This window comes from Salinibacterium sp. NK8237 (assembly GCF_015864955.1).
Taxonomy (GTDB): Bacteria; Actinomycetota; Actinomycetes; order Actinomycetales; family Microbacteriaceae; genus Rhodoglobus.
On sequence record NZ_JADYWE010000002.1, the window covers coordinates 102,442 to 120,091 of the forward strand.

General features: G+C 62.3%; 15 protein-coding genes. 10 read left to right on the forward strand and 5 right to left on the reverse strand.

Annotation, left to right across the window (positions count from 1 at the left end):
* Positions 1–2: 2 nt before the first annotated feature.
* The 4 genes from I6E56_RS10865 to I6E56_RS10880 all read left to right on the forward strand — a co-directional run bounded on the left by I6E56_RS10865 (position 3) and on the right by I6E56_RS10880 (position 4,145).
* A complete protein-coding gene (locus I6E56_RS10865; protein WP_374061850.1) occupies positions 3–1,172 on the forward strand; it encodes a Gfo/Idh/MocA family protein in 1,170 nt (389 codons plus the stop codon).
* A gap of 17 nt (positions 1,173–1,189) precedes the next feature.
* Entirely contained in the window at positions 1,190–2,191 is a 1,002-nt protein-coding gene (locus I6E56_RS10870; protein WP_197138497.1) for a sugar phosphate isomerase/epimerase, read from the forward strand.
* A gap of 28 nt (positions 2,192–2,219) precedes the next feature.
* Positions 2,220–3,464 carry an ROK family protein gene (locus I6E56_RS10875; protein WP_307842836.1) on the forward strand — a complete coding sequence of 415 codons (1,245 nt, stop codon included), beginning with the start codon at positions 2,220–2,222 and terminating at the stop codon, positions 3,462–3,464.
* 117 nt (positions 3,465–3,581) lie between these two features.
* Complete coding sequence (locus tag I6E56_RS10880) at positions 3,582–4,145, forward strand: GNAT family N-acetyltransferase (protein ID WP_197138499.1); 564 nt, start codon at positions 3,582–3,584, stop codon at positions 4,143–4,145.
* Between the two features lie 194 nt (positions 4,146–4,339).
* Here I6E56_RS10880 and I6E56_RS10885 read toward each other — a convergent pair whose 3' ends face one another.
* Both I6E56_RS10885 and I6E56_RS10890 read right to left on the reverse strand, forming a co-directional pair.
* Positions 4,340–5,344, reverse strand: a complete 1,005-nt coding sequence (locus I6E56_RS10885; RefSeq protein ID WP_197138501.1) for an NADP-dependent oxidoreductase — start codon at positions 5,342–5,344, stop codon at positions 4,340–4,342.
* A 50-nt stretch (positions 5,345–5,394) separates the two neighbouring features.
* On the reverse strand, positions 5,395–6,099 hold the full coding sequence (locus tag I6E56_RS10890; RefSeq protein WP_197138502.1) for a type 1 glutamine amidotransferase domain-containing protein: 705 nt from the start codon (positions 6,097–6,099) through the stop codon (positions 5,395–5,397).
* A 126-nt stretch (positions 6,100–6,225) separates the two neighbouring features.
* Here I6E56_RS10890 and I6E56_RS10895 point away from each other — a divergent pair, with 126 nt between their 5' ends.
* A complete protein-coding gene (locus I6E56_RS10895; RefSeq protein WP_197138504.1) occupies positions 6,226–6,831 on the forward strand; it encodes a TetR/AcrR family transcriptional regulator in 606 nt (201 codons plus the stop codon).
* Between the two features lie 127 nt (positions 6,832–6,958).
* Entirely contained in the window at positions 6,959–7,678 is a 720-nt protein-coding gene (locus tag I6E56_RS10900) for a hypothetical protein (protein ID WP_197138506.1), read from the forward strand.
* Here I6E56_RS10900 and I6E56_RS10905 read toward each other — a convergent pair.
* The 3 genes from I6E56_RS10905 to I6E56_RS10915 form a co-directional block, all read right to left on the reverse strand.
* Positions 7,662–8,585 carry an ECF transporter S component gene (locus I6E56_RS10905; RefSeq protein WP_197138508.1) on the reverse strand — a complete coding sequence of 308 codons (924 nt, stop codon included), beginning with the start codon at positions 8,583–8,585 and terminating at the stop codon, positions 7,662–7,664. The genes I6E56_RS10900 and I6E56_RS10905 overlap by 17 nt on opposite strands.
* Before the next feature lie 128 nt (positions 8,586–8,713).
* Entirely contained in the window at positions 8,714–9,730 is a 1,017-nt protein-coding gene (locus tag I6E56_RS10910) for a LacI family DNA-binding transcriptional regulator (protein ID WP_197138509.1), read from the reverse strand.
* A 111-nt stretch (positions 9,731–9,841) separates the two neighbouring features.
* Complete coding sequence (locus I6E56_RS10915) at positions 9,842–11,512, reverse strand: glycoside hydrolase family 13 protein (protein WP_231606600.1); 1,671 nt, start codon at positions 11,510–11,512, stop codon at positions 9,842–9,844.
* Positions 11,513–11,690: 178 nt separating this feature from the next.
* Between I6E56_RS10915 and I6E56_RS10920 the strand changes: the two genes are divergently transcribed.
* From I6E56_RS10920 to I6E56_RS10935, 4 genes are all read left to right on the forward strand, one after another.
* A complete protein-coding gene (locus tag I6E56_RS10920; protein WP_197138513.1) occupies positions 11,691–12,923 on the forward strand; it encodes a maltose ABC transporter substrate-binding protein in 1,233 nt (410 codons plus the stop codon).
* Positions 12,924–13,054: 131 nt separating this feature from the next.
* Complete coding sequence (locus tag I6E56_RS10925; protein WP_197138515.1) at positions 13,055–14,668, forward strand: ABC transporter permease subunit; 1,614 nt, start codon at positions 13,055–13,057, stop codon at positions 14,666–14,668.
* Between the two features lies 1 nt (position 14,669).
* Positions 14,670–15,596: a sugar ABC transporter permease gene (locus I6E56_RS10930; protein WP_197138517.1), complete on the forward strand. Its 927-nt coding sequence runs from the start codon at positions 14,670–14,672 to the stop codon at positions 15,594–15,596.
* Complete coding sequence (locus I6E56_RS10935; RefSeq protein WP_197138519.1) at positions 15,596–17,635, forward strand: glycoside hydrolase family 13 protein; 2,040 nt, start codon at positions 15,596–15,598, stop codon at positions 17,633–17,635. The genes I6E56_RS10930 and I6E56_RS10935 overlap by 1 nt, the downstream gene beginning before the upstream one ends.
* The last annotated feature ends 15 nt before the right edge of the window (positions 17,636–17,650 follow it).

The following is a 17,650-nucleotide window of genomic DNA, read 5'->3' on the forward strand; positions in this document are numbered from 1 at the left end:
CGATGTCAGAAAAGCGCCACCTGAAGGTCGCGATGATCGGTTACGGCTTCATGGGAGCCGCTCATTCGCAAGGCTGGAGGGTTGCCCCCCGATTCTTTGAGCTGGATGCTCAACCAGACATGCAGGTGCTGGTCGGCCGCAATGCCGAAGCAGTGGCGGATGCCGCAACCAAGTGGGGCTGGGCAGAGACGGCCACCGACTGGCGCGAGGTCATCGCTCGCGACGACATCGACATCGTAGACATCGTGACCCCGGGCGGATCGCACGCCGAGATCGCGATTGCCGCCCTCAACGCGGGCAAGCACGTGCTGTGCGAAAAGCCGCTCGCTAACTCGGTAGAAGAAGCCGAGTTGATGGCGGTGGCTGCGAACGCCGCGGCCAAGAATGGTGTGATCTCCATGCTGGGGCACACCTACCGTCGCCTTCCGGCAACAACGCTGGCCCGGGATCTCGTGGCCGCGGGCAAGATCGGCGAGATTCATCAGGTGCGCGCTTGCTATCTGCAGGACTGGCTAACCGATCCTGAAACTCCGCTCGTCTGGCGCCTGCAGAAGGACCTCGCCGGATCAGGAGCGCTCGGTGATATCGGCGCTCACATCATCGACCTCTCGGAATACATCACCGGAAGCCACCTTGTTGAGGTCTCCGGAACGATGGAAACGATCATCAAGCAGCGCCCGGTGCTGGAAAGCACGGCCGGGCTCGGCGGCACCGGCGGAGCCGAAATGGGCGACGTCACCGTCGACGACGTCGCGCTCTTCACCGGCCGCTACGACAGCGGAGTGCTCGGCTCCTTCGAAGCCACCCGCTTCGCCACCGGTCGAAAGAACGGCCTGCGCATCGAGATCTCCGGCTCGCTCGGCGCCATCAGCTTCGACCTCGAACGGCTCAACGAATTGCAGTTCTTCGACGCGACAGCGCCCGCAGAGACGCAAGGCTTCACGACCATTCTGGTGACCGAGCCCGAGCATCCGTACATCGCAGCCTGGTGGCCAGCGGGCCACATGCTCGGCTACGAACACGGGTTCAGCCACCAAGCCAAAGACTTCGTTGACGCCGTGACCAGTGGCACCCCCGCATCCCCCTCCTTCGATGACGGAGTGCACGTTCAACGCGTGCTCGCCGCCGTTGAAGAAAGCTCCAACGCCCGCAGCGCGTGGACAACCATCTAGCAGAACTGGAGAAAACCATGACTCGACCAATTACCCTCTTTACCGGCCAGTGGGCTGACCTCCCTTTCGAAGAAGTTGTTGAGCTTGCCGCAGGGTGGGGCTACGACGGACTAGAAATCGCCTGCTGGGGTGACCACCTTGACCCGAGCCGCTGGGATGATGCGGCGTACGTTCAGGGCAAGCTCGACCTGCTCGAAAAGCACGGCCTCAAGGTCTGGGCAATCTCCAACCACCTGCAGGGACAGGCCGTCTGCGACGACCCCATCGACCAGCGCCACGAAGACATCCTGCCGCCAGCCATCTGGGGCGACGGGGATGCCGAAGGTGTGCGCCAGCGTGCTGCCGAAGCCATGAAGAACACGGCACGCCTCGCTGCGAAACTCGGCGTGAAGACCGTGATTGGCTTCACCGGCTCGAGCATCTGGAAGTACGTCGCGATGTTCCCTCCCGTGAGCCAAGAAGCGATCGATGCCGGCTACCAAGACTTTGCCGACCGCTGGAACCCCATCCTCGACGTCTTCGATGAGGTCGGTGTGCGATTCGCTCACGAAGTGCACCCCTCCGAAATCGCGTTCGATTACTGGACAACCGTGCGCACCCTCGAAGCCATTGGCCACCGCGAAGCGTTCGGTCTCAACTGGGACCCCAGCCACTTCGTGTGGCAAGACCTCGACCCCGTGAGCTTTCTCTGGGACTTCAAAGACCGCATCTACCACGTGGACTGCAAAGACACGAAGAAGCGGATGAACAACGGCAAGAATGGTCGACTCGGCTCGCTTTTGGCGTGGGCTGATGGCCGTCGCGGTTGGGACTTCATCTCCACCGGACACGGAGACGTGCCGTGGGAGAGCAGCTTCCGTATGCTCAACCAGATTGGTTACGAAGGCCCTATCTCGGTGGAGTGGGAAGACGCCGGAATGGACCGCCTCATCGGCGCACCCGAAGCGCTCGAGTTCGTGCGCCGTCTCGCCTTCGACCCGCCAGCAGCGGCGTTTGACGCAGCCTTCAGCTCGAAGTAACTATGCTGAACTGTCGAAAGGAACGTGAGTGAACGCGGACGTACGAGCTGAGCTCCGAGGGAACAACTTTGATGTTGTTCGTCGCCGCAACCTCTCTATCCTTCTCGGCCGTGTGCATGCGCTCGGAGGAATATCCCGCGCCAAGATGACCCACGAGACAGGGCTCAACCGCTCAACGATCGCCGACCTCGTTGCCGAACTTGTGCAACTGGGGCTCGTCGTTGAGGCCGGTCCCGACCAAACCAGCCTGGTCGGGCGCCCCAGCTCTGTGGTCGTTCCGAGCGAAAACATCGTCGCCATCACCGTGAACCCGGAGGTGGATGCGGTAACCATCGGCCTCGTGGGGCTCGGCGGTCGCGTCATCCGCCAAGTCCGCTACGACACCGGTCGACTGCTCAGCGCGCGTGAAGCGGTGAACATCTCTGCCGCCGTCATCGCAGGAATGAAGGGCGATCTCGATTCCAACTACCGCACGATTGGTATCGGTATTGCGGCCCCCGCCCTTGTGCGCGAGAGCGATGGCGTGCTTGCGCTTGCGCCGCACTTGGGCTGGATCGACGAGCCCATCACCGAGATGATGCGCGAAGCCACCGGCTACCCCGTGTATGTCGCCAACGACGCCAGCCTCGGTGCAGTTGCCGAATCGGTGCGCGGTGCCGGCGTTGATGGTCAAGAACTGATCTACCTCAACGGTGGCGCGAGCGGTATCGGTGGAGGCGTCATCACGGGCGGCGCGCTCATGACCGGCACCACCGGATACGCCGGCGAAATCGGCCACACTCTCGTGAACACCAACGGTCTCGATTGTCACTGTGGGGCCATCGGATGCCTCGAAACCGAGGTGCGCCAAGAGCCGCTTCTTGAAGCGGTCGGCCTCGACCTCTCGCAGCCGGACCAGCTGGATGCTCTGCTGAAGGAACGGTATGCAGCGGGAGACGCAGCGGTTGTCGCTGTTGTCGACTACCAAATCAGTTTCCTCGCCCGGGCACTCGCCAATGTCGTGAATATTTTCAATCCCGAGATCATCGTGCTCGGCGGGTTTTTAGCGTCGTTGCTTGCGGTGGCCGAAGAATCTTTGACGCGGCAGATGCGACGGTCAGCGCTCGAGGAACCGGGGCTCGCTGTTCGCTTCGCTCAGGCGACCTTCGGTGATGAGATTCTCACGCTCGGTGCCGCGGAACTCGTCTTCTCGCATCTCATTGCGGACCCGGCGGCGACGATGCGGCCAGCGGGCGAACGCTCTGTGCCCAACGCTGAGGGGCATCCGGCGTAATTTACCTCCTGTTTACAGGACCGGAATCCGAGCGACTGAATAGTGTCAGTCGTTGTGTCAGACTTCTGCGAACACCATGATTGGCACGCTCGACGGATACATCGGTTCGGTAGGTTCATGCCCAGAAGTGATGCTCGGCCCACGCTCGGATCGCCTCTGCGCGTGCCGATCATCCATACCGATCGCTTGCTGCTGCGGCCGCATCGGTTGGCAGACGCCGAACGGTGGCACGAAATCCAGTCGAGCCCGCACGTGCGCCAGTACACAACGTGGCCGCAGCGCACCGCGCGATCGTCCTTGCGGCAGCTGAAATTGAGAACACGGCAAACGCAGATGCGCCGCGTGGATGACGTGCTGGCGTTGGCCATTGAACACGACGGCGAGCTGGTGGGTGAGATCACCTTGCAACTGCGGTCGCTCACGGCCGCTGCGCGGTGTCTTGAGGTGAGTTGGATTGTTCATCCCGCGTATCAGGGCCAAGGGATCGCGTACGAAGCGATGCGTCCCCTGCTCGCCTATATGAGAACCACTATTGAGGCGTTACTGCTCGTGGCTGTCGTGCATCCGGACAACGCCGCTTCGGTCGCGCTCGCTCACAAACTGCACCTTCACCCTCTGCCGGGCACTGCGGATCGCACGGTGTTCGTCGGCAGAAATGGGCCCCTCGCCGCGCTGCCGTGAGGGGGGCGAAGGCGACCGAGTGCGCCTCTGCAACGTTGTGGCTGGCAGCTCACACCGGCCGAAGGAAATCGGCGCTGACACAATGATGGGCGCAACTGCGGCAACGGAAATGCCCCGCAGCTGATGCTGCGGGGCATTTCTTTTCCGCACTGGGTGCGGCCGGTGTGTGCCGTTCGGGTCGGCAGTTGCGGGGTCTAGAGGCGAACGATCGCCTTGCCGGTGTTTGCACCGTTCATCATGCCGTTGAAGGCGTCGAGCGCGTTGTCGATGCCATCGGTGATGGTTTCGTCGTAGGCGATCTTGCCTTCGGCGAGCCATCCCTGCATTGCTGCACCAAACTCGGGGGCGAGGTGGAAGTAGCTGCCCATGGTGAAGCCCTTGATGGTCAAACCGCGGGTCACGATGTTTGCACTGTTCTTGATGCCCTCATCCTTGCCGTTGATCAAGGACATGACACCGCAGACTGCCACGCGGCCGCCGTCCTTGAACGCGCCGAGTGCTGCCGAGAGGTGCTCGCCACCCACGTTGTCGAAGTAGACGTCGATGCCGTCGGGTGCTGCAGCATCCAGCTGGCCAGCAATGTCGCCATTCTTGTAGTTGAAGGCGGCGTCGTAGCCGTACTTGCTCGTGAGCAGTGCAACCTTCTCGTCGGTGCCAGCGGAACCGACGACGCGTGCTGCGCCGAGGAGGCGGGCGATCTGGCCAACCATGGTGCCGACTCCACCCGCTGCACCAGATACGAAGACGGTGTCGCCTTCCTTGATGTGCGCGATCTGGGTGAGTCCGGTCCAGGCGGTGATTCCGGTGATGCCGAGAACGCTGAGGAACAGCGAAGGCGAGATGCCGGGAACGTTGGGGAGCGCCTTGAACTGGCCAGCAGGAGCCTGCGCGATGTCGCGCCATCCGAGCTGGTGCTGAACAAGAGTGCCAACAGGCAGTGATGCGTCGTTCGACTCGATGACTTCACCAACGGCTGCGCCGCCCATGGTCTCGCCGAGGTTGAAAGGAGCAACGTACGAGCGGCCCTCATTCATGCGACCACGCATGTAGGGGTCAACCGAGAGGAAGGTGTTGCGTACACGAACGTCGCCATCAGCGAGCTCGGGGAGCTCGATCTGAACCTTCACCACGTTGTCGGTGGTCGGAACGCCGGTGGGGCGTGAGGCGAGCTGCCATTGGGTGCTTGTAACAGTTGTCATGAAATTCTCCTTGAAATTGATGAAGTGTGAAAAGTGTGAAGTGTGTGTGGTTATGACTTTTCGGCGACGATGCGCTCAGCAACGGCGACGGAAGATGCGGGGTTCTGACCGGTGTACAGCGCGCCATCAACGACGACGTACGGGGCGAAAGGCTCTGCTGCCTTCGAGTAGTCGGCACCTAGTTCAACGAGGCGGGTTTCGACCAGCCACTTGACCTTGTCGGCGAGGCCGCCAAGCTCTTCTTCGGTATTCGCGAAGCCGGTCATCTTGCGACCCTTGAGAACCCATTCGCCGGTTACCTTGTCGTTCGCGGCGAGCAGTGCTGCCGGAGCGTGGCAGAGCACGCCGAGTGTCGTGTTCGATTTCACGGCTTCAACAATGAGCTGGCCGGAGTTATCGTCGACGGCGAGGTCTTCCATGGGGCCGTGGCCTCCGGGGTAGAAGATCACGTCAAAGTCACTGGCGTTGACGGCATCCAAGCGGAGCGGATGCTGCAGCACAGACTGGAGGTCGACGATGCGAGCCTCAAAGTCAGCGAGGCGCTCGGCGGAACCGACGCCACCTTCGCTGAGGCTGATCGCATCAAAAGTGGGGGCAACTCCTGCGGGGCTGGCTATCTGAACCTTCCAGCCGGCTTCGGTGAAGATGCGGTACGGCTCAAGGAACTCTTCTGCCCAGACGCCAGTGGGGTGCTGTGTTTCGTCTGCGAGCGTCAAGTAGGACGCTGCCGAGAGGACCATCAATACGTTTGTCATGCTGACTCCTTACACAACTGTGTTGCTCGTTACCGAGCAGGTTGATTTCTTATCAAACCAATTGGTTCGACAGTACGTCGGCGTGTAGGCTAAGTCAAACCAACCGGTTCGATTTGGAGGTGTTTGGTGGTTTCGACAGAAATGCCGCGTGATCAACTCCGCGGCCGCGAAACAAAACAGCGCGTAATTGAGGCTGCAGCAGCCGAATTTGCGGAGTATGGCGTCGCTGGCGCCCGCATCAATCGCATCGCAGAAACAGCAAAAGCAAGCAAAGAACGTATTTACGCCTGGTTTGGCGACAAAGACGCTCTCTTCGATCACGTCATGCAGACCGGGCTCGACCGTCTCGCTCATGCCGTGCCGATCGATGCTGACCTCGTGGAATATACCGTGCGACTGCACAACTACTTCGTCAACGACCAGAGTGCGCAACGCGTCACCATGTGGGCCTGGCTGCACGATGCCGAAACGCTCGGATCATTCTCTGAAGGGCGCGTCGAGGGCTACAAGCACAAGCTCGAAGTGATTGCTGACGCACAAGAACGCGGCATTGTTGACTCCTCATGGAAGCCCGAAGAGCTGCTAGCTCTACTGCTGGCCGTTGCCAGCAACTGGGAGCGCGCACCAGCAGAGCTGCGCTCGATCGGCTGCCCCGAGTTCGCGGGCAGCGAGAAAGCCCGCTGCGACTCCGTGCGCGAAGCCGCCCGCCGGCTAGTAGCTCCCCGCTCTTAGCAGCCCGGCGACGGCATCCATGGGGTGTCCGGGTTCGTTCGGGAAAGTCGAAATCGCACGGGTGTCCTGCTCGCAGGGGGTGTACTGGACGCTGACGATTAGACCCGTGAGTACCGACAGGGGCGGCATGACAGTACACACCAGCGACGATAAACGAGCTATTTCCGCCATCCTTGGCGAGGCGATGATGCAGGCGGATAGCCGGCTCGTTACCGCATCATGCGTTGCGCCCGACCTAGTCGCTATCATCCAACGCACTGATGTCACTCGCCTCAAGGGAATCGGCAAACTAGAGTTCGCTGCCGTCACCTCTGAGCTGCGCCGAGCGCTCACCGCCTATAACGCGGACCACCAGACGATCGCGCTCGAAGTAGCTGAGAAAGCGCGACACCTGAAGAACCACGATCGTGGACGGATGCTCGCCCAGAGCCTGCTTGTGGCCCTTGCGGTGGGCGGATTCTTCGTCGTTCCGTTCGCGATTGTCTTCTCGCTCGTCGTTCTTGTCGGAATGTTCGTCATGCGATCGGTGTGGATCGCTCGCCTCGGGGAACGCGCCGAAACGCTATCCCACGCCTTCGAAGGTCCCGAGGCAGAGCTGCGGGAGAAGCTAGGCACGACCCCCGCGCAGGCACGACAGACGATGTGGTCGAGCGCGACGGGCCTCTGCGCGCGTGCCGACGCTCTCTATCTCGAGTCGCTCGAACCAGCGCAGCGAGCGTCAGAACTCGCGACGCGCCATCAGGATGCACAGCGCTGGGCCGATCGTCGATTCGCGCGGCAGTTCGGGAGCGAGCAATCGCACGACGAACGGTCGACGACTTCTCCGGGGCTCAGCGTCGCGTGTTGAGCGGCGGGCCGTTGCGGCGGCCGATTTCGGAAAGGCCAAGCCTGCCGAGCAGGTGAATGATGGCGAGAGCCGTGTAACCGGTGATGAGCTTGTCGGCGAGTGAGATCGAGATGTTGACGGTAAAGACCGACGCCCACAGACCGTCGCCGATCGCCCGCAGCGTCGCAATAAAGTCGTCACCGGCGTGACCGGCAACGCCGCCAAACACCAGCACGGTAATGGGGACAGCGGTGATCGTGCAGGCGAGCGCCACTAAGACGTTGAGCAGCAAAAAACGTAACCGGGTCTTATCGAGGTGCCAGAGTCTCACCCCGTAACCCCAGACGAGCGCCCCCACGACATTGACGATCGCGTAGGCGAGGGTCGCGGGCACCGTAGAAAAAACGCCGACGACATTGGTCGAGAGCCCGACGAGGGCTCCCTGCCAAGGCCCAAGCACGATCGCGACGACCGCGGTTCCGATCATGTCGAGAAAGATGGGCAACTCAAACTTTGAGACAACGCTGCCGCCGAAAAGATTGAGGCCGACAGCCGCGACCATCAAAACGACGACAAAGGCGAGCCGCGAATCGGAGTTCGAGGTGGGGTTCAGTGGGGCGTGCGGCGGCTGCGCTTTCGCCGTTGCTCGAACCGCGAGACAGCGAGCTCGCCAGGCTTCCGCTTCGAGGTCGTCGCGGCCCAGAGCGACGACAATTTCGGCCACAAGCTCGGCATTGATGCGGCTTCGTCCGGTGCGGAAGATGTCGAAGACCGTCGAACGAGCAACCCGCGCAGCAGCAGGACTAACGCCATTCTCCTCACGGCGATGAGCGATGCGCGATGCAAGCTCGGAGTACGACACTTCTCCGGCGGCGATCCGCAGTCGTTGCAGGTCATCCGCTATCTGATCGAGAGAGTCGGCAGGCATAGACGAGTGATCTCTCCCAGTGCTCACGTCTGCCCCCAGACTCTCGACGCCTGCAATAGGCCCAATCGATTCCGATTGTGCCACAGCGAAACGAGAGAACAGCCCGAGGTAACCCGAACTGGGTGGGGCTACTCGGGTGGACGGCTTGTGCTCGACCGCACGATGAGCTCGTAATCGATCGGTGAGTTTTCGGGGATCTCGGGATGTTTGCCGGGCACGAGCAGGTTCATCAGAATCTCGACGGCGTGCTCACCCTGCGCCTGCGGGGACTGCGACACCGTGGTGAGCCCGAAGAACTCGGAGAGTTCGTGGCCGTCGATTCCCATGATGGAAATATCGCGCGGCACTACGAGGCCGAGGTCTCTGGCCGCCAATATGCAGCCGATGGCCATCTCATCCGACGAGGCAAAGATTGCTGTCGGGCGTAGCAGCGGGTTGCCGAGCAGCTGCTTGGCTGCGTGATAGCCGCCCTGAATGGTGAAGTCGGCGGTCGCAAAGAACTCGGGTCGTGGCTCAATTCCCGCCTCGCGCAGTGCAGCTTCGTAGCCGTGGCGCCGATTGGTGGGGATGTGAAACTCGAGATCGTAGTCTTCAGAGCCACCGATGTGAGCAATCTTGGTGTGGCCCAGCGCCAACAGGTGGCCGGTGGCGAGGCTCGACACGGCGTCGTCATCCAAGGTCAGAGTGCGCACTCCGTCGATCGGCCCACCGACTCCGACCGCTGGGCGATCGAGGGCGTGAAGCCGCTCCACTTCAGTGGGGGAGAGCTTGAGGGAAACGGTGATGATGCCGTCGATGCGCTTGCGTTGCAAGAAGACGTCGAAGACCTTCTCGCGTTCAGCGACGCTGCCCGAAAGGTTGTACAGAGTGACGTCATAGCCGTGGCGCATCAACGCTTGCTGGGCGCCTTCCACCACGGACGTAAAGAACCAGCGGGTCAAATAGGGCACCATCAGGCCGACGTTTTTGGTGCGGCCCGATGCCAAACTCGACGCGCTCGACGAGACGACATAGTCGAGAGCTGCCGCAGCCTCTGCCACTTTGAGACGCGCCGCCTCCGAGACGGGGCCATTGCCGCTGAGCGCCCGAGACACGGTCGCAGTGGACACACCAGCGCGCTGAGCAACATCTTCGATGCTAGCCATCAGTTGCCCTCCGTTGGATTCTGACGAGAATGGATGCCGCCCTACAGCGGTCGCGCCGCTGCTGATTCTATCGACCGGCATCCATTCGCGAGAATTCGGAGCCGCGTTGGTCTATGCCCTCAGCCACACTGTCGTGTCTGCCGGCAGTTGATCGTCGCCGAGAGGGCCGCTCGACAGCAGCACTTCGCCGGCCGGGAGAGCCACGGCGGCGTCCCCGGTGTTGGCAAAGACACGTACGTCGCCGGTGCGGAAACCGAGCACCGTTTCGGCGCCGGTATCGAGCCATTCGAGTTCGTTGGTTGCCAACTCGTGAGCGCGACGCAGGGCGAGAGCGTTTCGGTACAGCGAGAGTGTCGAGGTGCTGTCGTCGCGTTGGGCGTCGCGGGCGAGAGTTGCCCATTCTGCGGGTTGCGGCAACCACGAGGCATCCGTGGGGCCGAAACCGTAGGAGGGCGAGTTCGCCTCCCAGGGGATCGGAACGCGGCAGCCGTCGCGACCGTAGCGTTCACCATTGGTGCGGAACCAGGTCGGGTCTTGGCGAGCCTCATCGGGAAGGTCGATTACTTCGGGCAGGCCGAGTTCTTCGCCCTGATAGATGTAGGCACTGCCCGGCAGGGCGAGCATGAGGGCGGTCGCGGCGCGGGCGCGACGAAGACCCAGCTCGGGAATCGGGAGGCCGGCTGACTTCGGTCCGATGCCGTGACCCTGCGGGTTCTCGGCGGTCAGCGCGAGGCGCGACGCGTGACGCACAACATCGTGGTTCGAGAGCACCCACGTGCTGGGTGCTTCTACAGCAGAAAACGCGCTGATCGAGGCGTCGATCACGGAGCGCAGCGGGCCAGCAGCCCACGGTGTCTCGAGATAAGGGAAGTTGAAGGCCTGGTGCATTTCATCCGGACGCACCCACTTGGCCATGTCGGTGAGCGGATCGACCCACGCTTCGGCAGCCAAAATGCGCTCGCCGTCGTAGCTGTTCAGAATCTCGCGCCACTCGCGGTAAATCTCGTGCACGCCATCTTGAGCCCAAAACGGTGCGCGGGATGCAGCAAGCTCGGCGTCGGTCGTGCCAGCCCCGCCCATGCTTCCGCCAGCGTCCGGGGGAGTCCAGTCGGGCAGGCCGTCGGCTTTGATCATGCCGTGGGCGACATCCACGCGGAAGCCGTCAACGTCGCGGTCGAGCCAGAACCGAAGGATGTCGGCAAATTGGTCGCGAACCCAGCGGTTCTCCCAGTTGAAATCGGGCTGGGTGGTGTCGAAGAGGTGCAGGTACCACTGACCGGGCGTGCCATCGGGGCTCGTTGTACGCGTCCACGCGTCGCCGCCGAACACCGACTGCCAGTTGTTGGGCGGCATCTCACCGTTCTCGCCGAGACCGTCGCGGAACATGTAGCGATCGCGCTCGGGGCTGCCGGGCTCCGCGGCAAGCGCGGCCTGGAACCAGCGGTGGTCGCTTGAGGAGTGATTGGGCACGAGGTCGACGATGACCCGCAGTCCCAGCTCGTGAGCGCGACTCGTCATGGAGTCGAAGTCGTCGAGCGTGCCGAACAGGGGATCCACGTCGCAGTAGTCAGCAACGTCGTAGCCGGCATCGCGCTGCGGTGAGGTGTAAAACGGCGAAAGCCACACGGCGTCGACGCCGAGCTCAGCTAATTCGGGAAGTCGGTCGCGGATGCCGAGCAGATCGCCCATTCCATCGCCGTTTGCGTCGGCAAATGACCGCGGATAGATCTGGTAAATAACGGCGGAGCGCCACCATTCGGTGTCCTGAAGCACGGAAGTCATAGCCGCCACACTATCGCCATTGGGCCCAAAAGCTAAGCGCTTCCACATTGTTGTTCTCGTTTCTAATGCTGTAAATGCTGGGAATTGTGGAACAGGCTGTTGCCGAACCCCGCCTATAGGAGGTATACATGGAAGCGCTTGCAGTTTGCAATGCTTTCACTGACGAAAGGCAGCACCAATGAGGGTGAACAACAAAGGACTGTGGGCCGTAGGCGCACTCACAGTTACTGCATCGCTAGTACTGACCGGATGCACAGCAGCATCCGACACAGCAGATAACAGCGCCGGAACTGGCGAAGCACTCACCGTGTGGGTCGACGCCGACCGCGCAGCAGTGCTCAAAGACGCCGCGGCTGACTTCACTGCCGAGACTGGTGTCGAGGTCAAGCTTGTACAAAAAGAATTCGGTGACATTCGCGACCAGTTCATCGCCCAAGTACCCACCGGAAAAGGCCCCGACGTTGTCATCGGCGCCCACGACTGGCTTGGAACCTTCGTGACCAACGGTGTCGTTGCTCCCGTCGAACTCGGCGACAAAGCGGATGCCTTCCAAGACGTCGGAATCACCGCGATGAGCTACGAAGGCCAGGTCTACGGCGTTCCCTACTCGATCGAAAACATCGCTCTCGTGCGCAACACGGCCCTCGCGCCGAGCACCCCAGCGACCTTCGACGAGATGGTCACGATGGGCGAAGCTGCCGGAACCGAATACCCGTTCTTGGTAGGTCTCGACCCTGAAGCGGCCGACCCGTACCACCTGTACCCCTTCCAGACCTCGTTCGGTGCACCCGTCTTCGGCACCGCCGCTGACGGAAGCTACGACGCCGACGCACTCGAAATCGGCAACGACGGTGGCGACAAGTTCGCGGCCTGGCTCGGTGAACAGGGCGCTGCAGGCGTACTCAACACCAACATCACCGGTGACCTCGCCAAGGAAAAGTTCATCGCCGGAGAATCGCCCTTCTACCTGACCGGACCGTGGAACGTGCCCGCCGCCGTCGAAGCAGGCATCGACGTGGCGATCGACCCGATCCCCTCCGCCGGTGGCGAAACCGCACAACCGTTCGTCGGCGTGCAGGGCTTCTTCGTCAGTTCTAAGAGCGAGAATGCGCTCGCCGCAAACGAGTTCATCGTGAACTACATGGGCAGCGAAGAAGTGCAGACCGCACTGTTCGAAGTTGGCGGACGCGCACCAGCGCTCACGGCATCCTTCGAAGCAGCAAGCGCCGACCCGATCGTTGCCGGCTTCGGCACCGTCGGTGAGAACGCAGTACCCATGCCCTCGATTCCCGCCATGGGAGCCGTGTGGGAGTTCTGGGGTGTGACCGAAGCCGCCATCATCAACGGTGGCGACGCAACGTCGCTCTGGCAGAAGATGTCAGGCGACATCGAAACCGCTATCGCCGGATAGTTCACGGTGGCCGCCCGTCTGCACGCGGGCGGCCACTTCCGCTGCACCACCGAGCCGGGCTCTGCGTTCTCACAACGCAGCCCCGGTTCGCACCACTCGACTGACCTGCACGCCTTCAATGGAGAATCCCCGTGACGACACCCCCCGAGACTGATTCCGGCCCCATCCGGCAGTCGGCCCGCGCGAGACGTGCGACCAGAATTGCGGATGCCGCCTCCGGTGGCTGGAAAGTCGTGGCCGCCAAGATCTTGGGTCTCGGCGTCGTTGATGCGATCGCGATCTACGCGCTGTTTGTGCTCGTGCGCAGCGAATCGTGGCTCGTGGCTGGACTCGTCGTTGCGGTCACGCTGCTCGTCAACTGGATCTACTTCTCCCGCGGCAAGCTGCCCGCCAAGTACCTCGCGCCGGGCCTGATCTTTCTCGCCATCTTCCAAATCTTTGTGCTGCTCTACTCGGGCTACATCGCGTTCACCAACTACGGAACCGGCCACAATTCCACAAAAGCGGATGCCGTCAATTCGCTACTGCTGTCATCGCAGAACCGCGTCGCCGATTCGCCAAACTACCGTCTGACGGTGCTCGAGCAATTGGGCGAACTCTCCTTCCTCGTCACCGAGCCCGATGGCAGCGTGAGCATCGGCGGCAACGAACGGCCACTCAAAGAAGTTCAGAACGCCCAGCTTGAGGGAGGCGTCGCGGTTGGCCTCGACGGGTATACGAGTCTTGGCTTCCAAGACATCCTCGGCAAGCAGACCGAGATCGCCGCCATCAGCGTCCCTCTGACCGACGATCCCAACGACGGCATGCTGCGCACCCCCGACGGGTCGAGCGCCTTCCTCTACACGTCGTCGCTCGAGTACGACGAAGCCGCCGGCACCATGCGCGACACGAACTCCGGCACCGTGTACTCCGATATCGGCACCGGTGCCTTCACGTCGGATGCCGGCCAAGAGCTGCTGCCGGGATGGAAAATTGAGGTCGGGCTCGACAACTTCGTTCGCGCATTCAGTGAGGACTCCATCCGTGGTCCGCTGATTAGCGTGACCGTGTGGACCTTCGCGTTCGCGTTCCTTTCGGTGTTCACGACCTTCGCGCTCGGGCTCTTCTTGGCGATCGTGTTCAATGACAAGCGGATGAAGAGTCGCAAGTATTACCGGATCATCATGATCCTGCCGTACGCGTTCCCTGGCTTCTTGTCGGCGCTGGTGTGGGCCGGAATGATGAACCAGGAGTTCGGCTTCATCAATGTGGTGCTGCTCGGCGGAGCCGAAGTGCCGTGGCTCACGAACGAGTGGCTGGCCAAAGGCTCGATACTGTTCGTGAACCTCTGGCTCGGTTTTCCGTACATGTTCTTGGTGACGACGGGGGCGCTGCAAGCCATCCCTGAAGAGCTCACCGAAGCTGCGACAGTGGATGGCGCGAAGCCGTGGGCCATCTTTAGGTTCGTCAAACTGCCCCTGTTGTTGGTCTCGGTTGCGCCGCTGTTGATCTCGTCGTTTGCCTTCAACTTCAACAATTTCAACCTCATCTACATGCTCACCAATGGTGGGCCGCGCGATGTCTCCGCTGGGGTGAATGTTGGTGCCACGGACATCCTGATTTCGATGGTCTACAAGGTCGCCTTCGTGGGAGCCAACCGCGATTACGGCCTCGCGAGCGCGTTCGCGATCATCATTTTCATCTTGGTGGCGGGCATCGCCATCATCAGTTTCCGTCGCACGAAGTCGCTTGAGGAGTTGAACTGAGATGACTGCAACAACTCAGAAGCAGAACCCGGATGCCGCAGTGCGCTCGGACGTTGTCGTCGGTCACCCGAAGCGGCCCTTCAAGCGCTATTTCCGTGAGACCGGCTGGCGTCACCTCGTCGGGATCGCCATGTCGATCTTCGCGGCGTTCCCGCTGCTCTACGTGTTTAGTGCGTCACTGAACCCCGGCGGCACCCTCGTGACCGCCAACTCGCTCTTCTCGAACTTCAGCTTCGAAAGCTACGTCGATCTCTTCAACCGACCCCAGCAGCCGTACGCAGCGTGGTTCGGCAATACCCTGTTGATCGGCGGCATCTCGTCGCTCGGCACCGTCTTCCTTGGAGCCCTCGCGGCATATGCCTTTTCGCGCATGCGGTTCATCGGTCGACGGGTGGGGCTGCTCACACTGCTGCTCGTGCAGATGTTTCCGCAGTTGCTCGCGGTCGTCGCGATCTTCTTGTTGCTCTCCGGAATCTCCGAAATCTTCCCGGCAATCGGGCTCAACAGTCAGATCGGGCTCATCATGGTCTACCTCGGCGGCGCGCTCGGAGTGAACACCTACCTGATGTACGGGTTCTTCAACACGGTGCCGTCATCCATCGACGAGGCAGCGAAGATCGATGGCGCCGGTCACGCGCGCATCTTCTTCACGATCATCCTGCGTCTTGTTGCTCCCATCTTGGCGGTCGTGGGTTTGCTCTCGTTTGTGGGCACCACGAGCGAGTTCGTGATCGCGAGCATCGTGCTGATTGATCCAGACAAGCAGACTCTCGCGGTTGGCCTCTACCAGTTCGTCTCTCAGGAGTTCTCGCGCAACTGGAGCATCTTCGCCGCCGGCGCCGTGCTCGCCGCCATCCCCGTGATGACCCTGTTCTTGTTCCTGCAGAAATACATCGTCGGCGGCCTCACGGCAGGAAGCGTGAAGTAATGGATGCCCTGCTCCCGCACCACGATGGCTCGGCGCTACACGTCTCCACCCAGACCCCCGCGCTCGGCGATACCGTCACTCTGCGCCTTCGGGTGCCGGTGGGCTACGGCCCGCTGAAGGCAGTGCGGGTGCGCGAGAATCCCGACCATGAACCACGCTGGACGGATGCTCGCCTCACCGGAACTGCTGCCGGTTGGGACTGGTGGCAGGCCGACATCGTGGTCGAGAATCCGCGGCATGGCTACCGATGGTTGCTTGTGCACGATGCTGCGGCTCCAGCCTATACGGTCGAGATGAAACCTCGTCACGCCACCTCTGGTCGGGCTAACGCAGGACGCGGCAATGCCGGTCGCACCGAGTGGCTCAACCAGAGCGGGCTTCACCCGATCGAAACGCTGGACTCCGAAGACTTCGCGCTTCTCGCGACTCCCGCTGCCCCCGAGTGGTTGGCGGAGACGGTGATGTACCAGGTGTTCCCCGATCGCTTTGCCCGCTCATCCGGCGCCGATTCTCACGCCACGCCCGAGTGGGCTATTGCTGCGCGCTGGGACGAACCGGTTGACCCGGTGCTGCCCGGCCGCTCGAAGCAGTTCTATGGGGGAGACCTCGATGGCATCACCGAGCACCTCGATCACCTGACCGCGCTCGGTGTGACGATGCTGTACTTGACGCCGATTTTTCCGGCCCGTTCGAATCATCGCTACGACGCGTCGAGTTTCGTGGATGTCGATGAGCTGTTGGGCGGGCGCGAAGCGCTGATCCGTTTGGTGGGCGAGGCCCACGCTCGCGGACTCAAGGTCATCGGCGACCTCACGACGAACCACTCCGGTGACGCGCACGAGTGGTTCCAGGCGGCGCTCGGAAAACCCGATGCGCCCGAGGGCGACTTCTACTACTTCACGAACGACGAGCACACCGAGTACGTCGGCTGGTTGGGCACCCCGAGCCTGCCGAAGTTCAACTGGAACTCGACCGAGCTGCGTCGCCGGTTTATCGAGGGCGACGATTCGGTGGTCGCGCACTGGCTGAAGGAGCCCTACAACTTCGACGGCTGGCGCGTGGATGTCGCGAACATGACCGGGCGGATGGGGGCCGAGGATCTCAACGAGGAGGTGCGGCAGATCATCCGTCGCACCATGGAAGACGTGAACCCTGACACGGTGCTGTTGGCGGAGTCGACGAACGACGCCGCGAGCGATCTGCAGGGCGATGCGTGGCACGGCGCGATGACCTATCCCTCGTTCACACGGCCGGTGTGGGGCTGGCTCACCGAGCCCGGTGATACCTCCCACGTCACCGCGGATGGCTCGATCGACCCCGAGGCGTGGTTCTTCGGGCAGCCCATCGGCGGCATCCCGAACTACAGCGCGCGGGACTTCTCGGAGATGACGGTGCGATTCACGGCCAGCATTCCGTGGCGCATCCGGCTCGGCAACATGAACGCCCTCGACACTCACGACACCGCGCGATTCCGCACGCATGCGCCTGCCGAGAACGTGCCGCTCGCGCTCGCCCTCTCGGTGACGCTGCCCGGAGTGCCCGTCGTCTTCGCTGGCGACGAGTTCGGCCTCAGCGGTGACGACGGCGAAATGTCACGCACGCCCATCCCGTGGGGAACCGAAACCGACCCGCCCGTGGCGCCGACCCTCGTCGTCTATCGCCAGCTGATCGCCCTGCGGCGCGAGCTGCCCACACTCTCACACGGCGGTCTGCGCTGGCTGCACGTTGCTGATGACGCGCTCGTCTTCGTGCGCGAGGATGCCGCCGCCACGGTGTTGGTGGTCGTCGCGCGCTCGCCGCTGACCGTGACGCTGCCGACGAATGCGTTCGGTGTCGAGCTGGAGGCGACTGGCGCTACAGCTGCGGGTGCCTCCGGGTCTACTGAAAGCGAGGCGGATGTCGCAGCACCCGCGTTCCTCACCGGAAACGCGACTCTGACATCCGCCGCCGCTGGGCTCACACTCTCGGCGGCCGCCCGCACCTGCGCGATCTGGACTCTGCCCGGCGTCGAGCAGCCCGCCACTTCGGCAGCACGATAAGCACTCCCGGCGGAA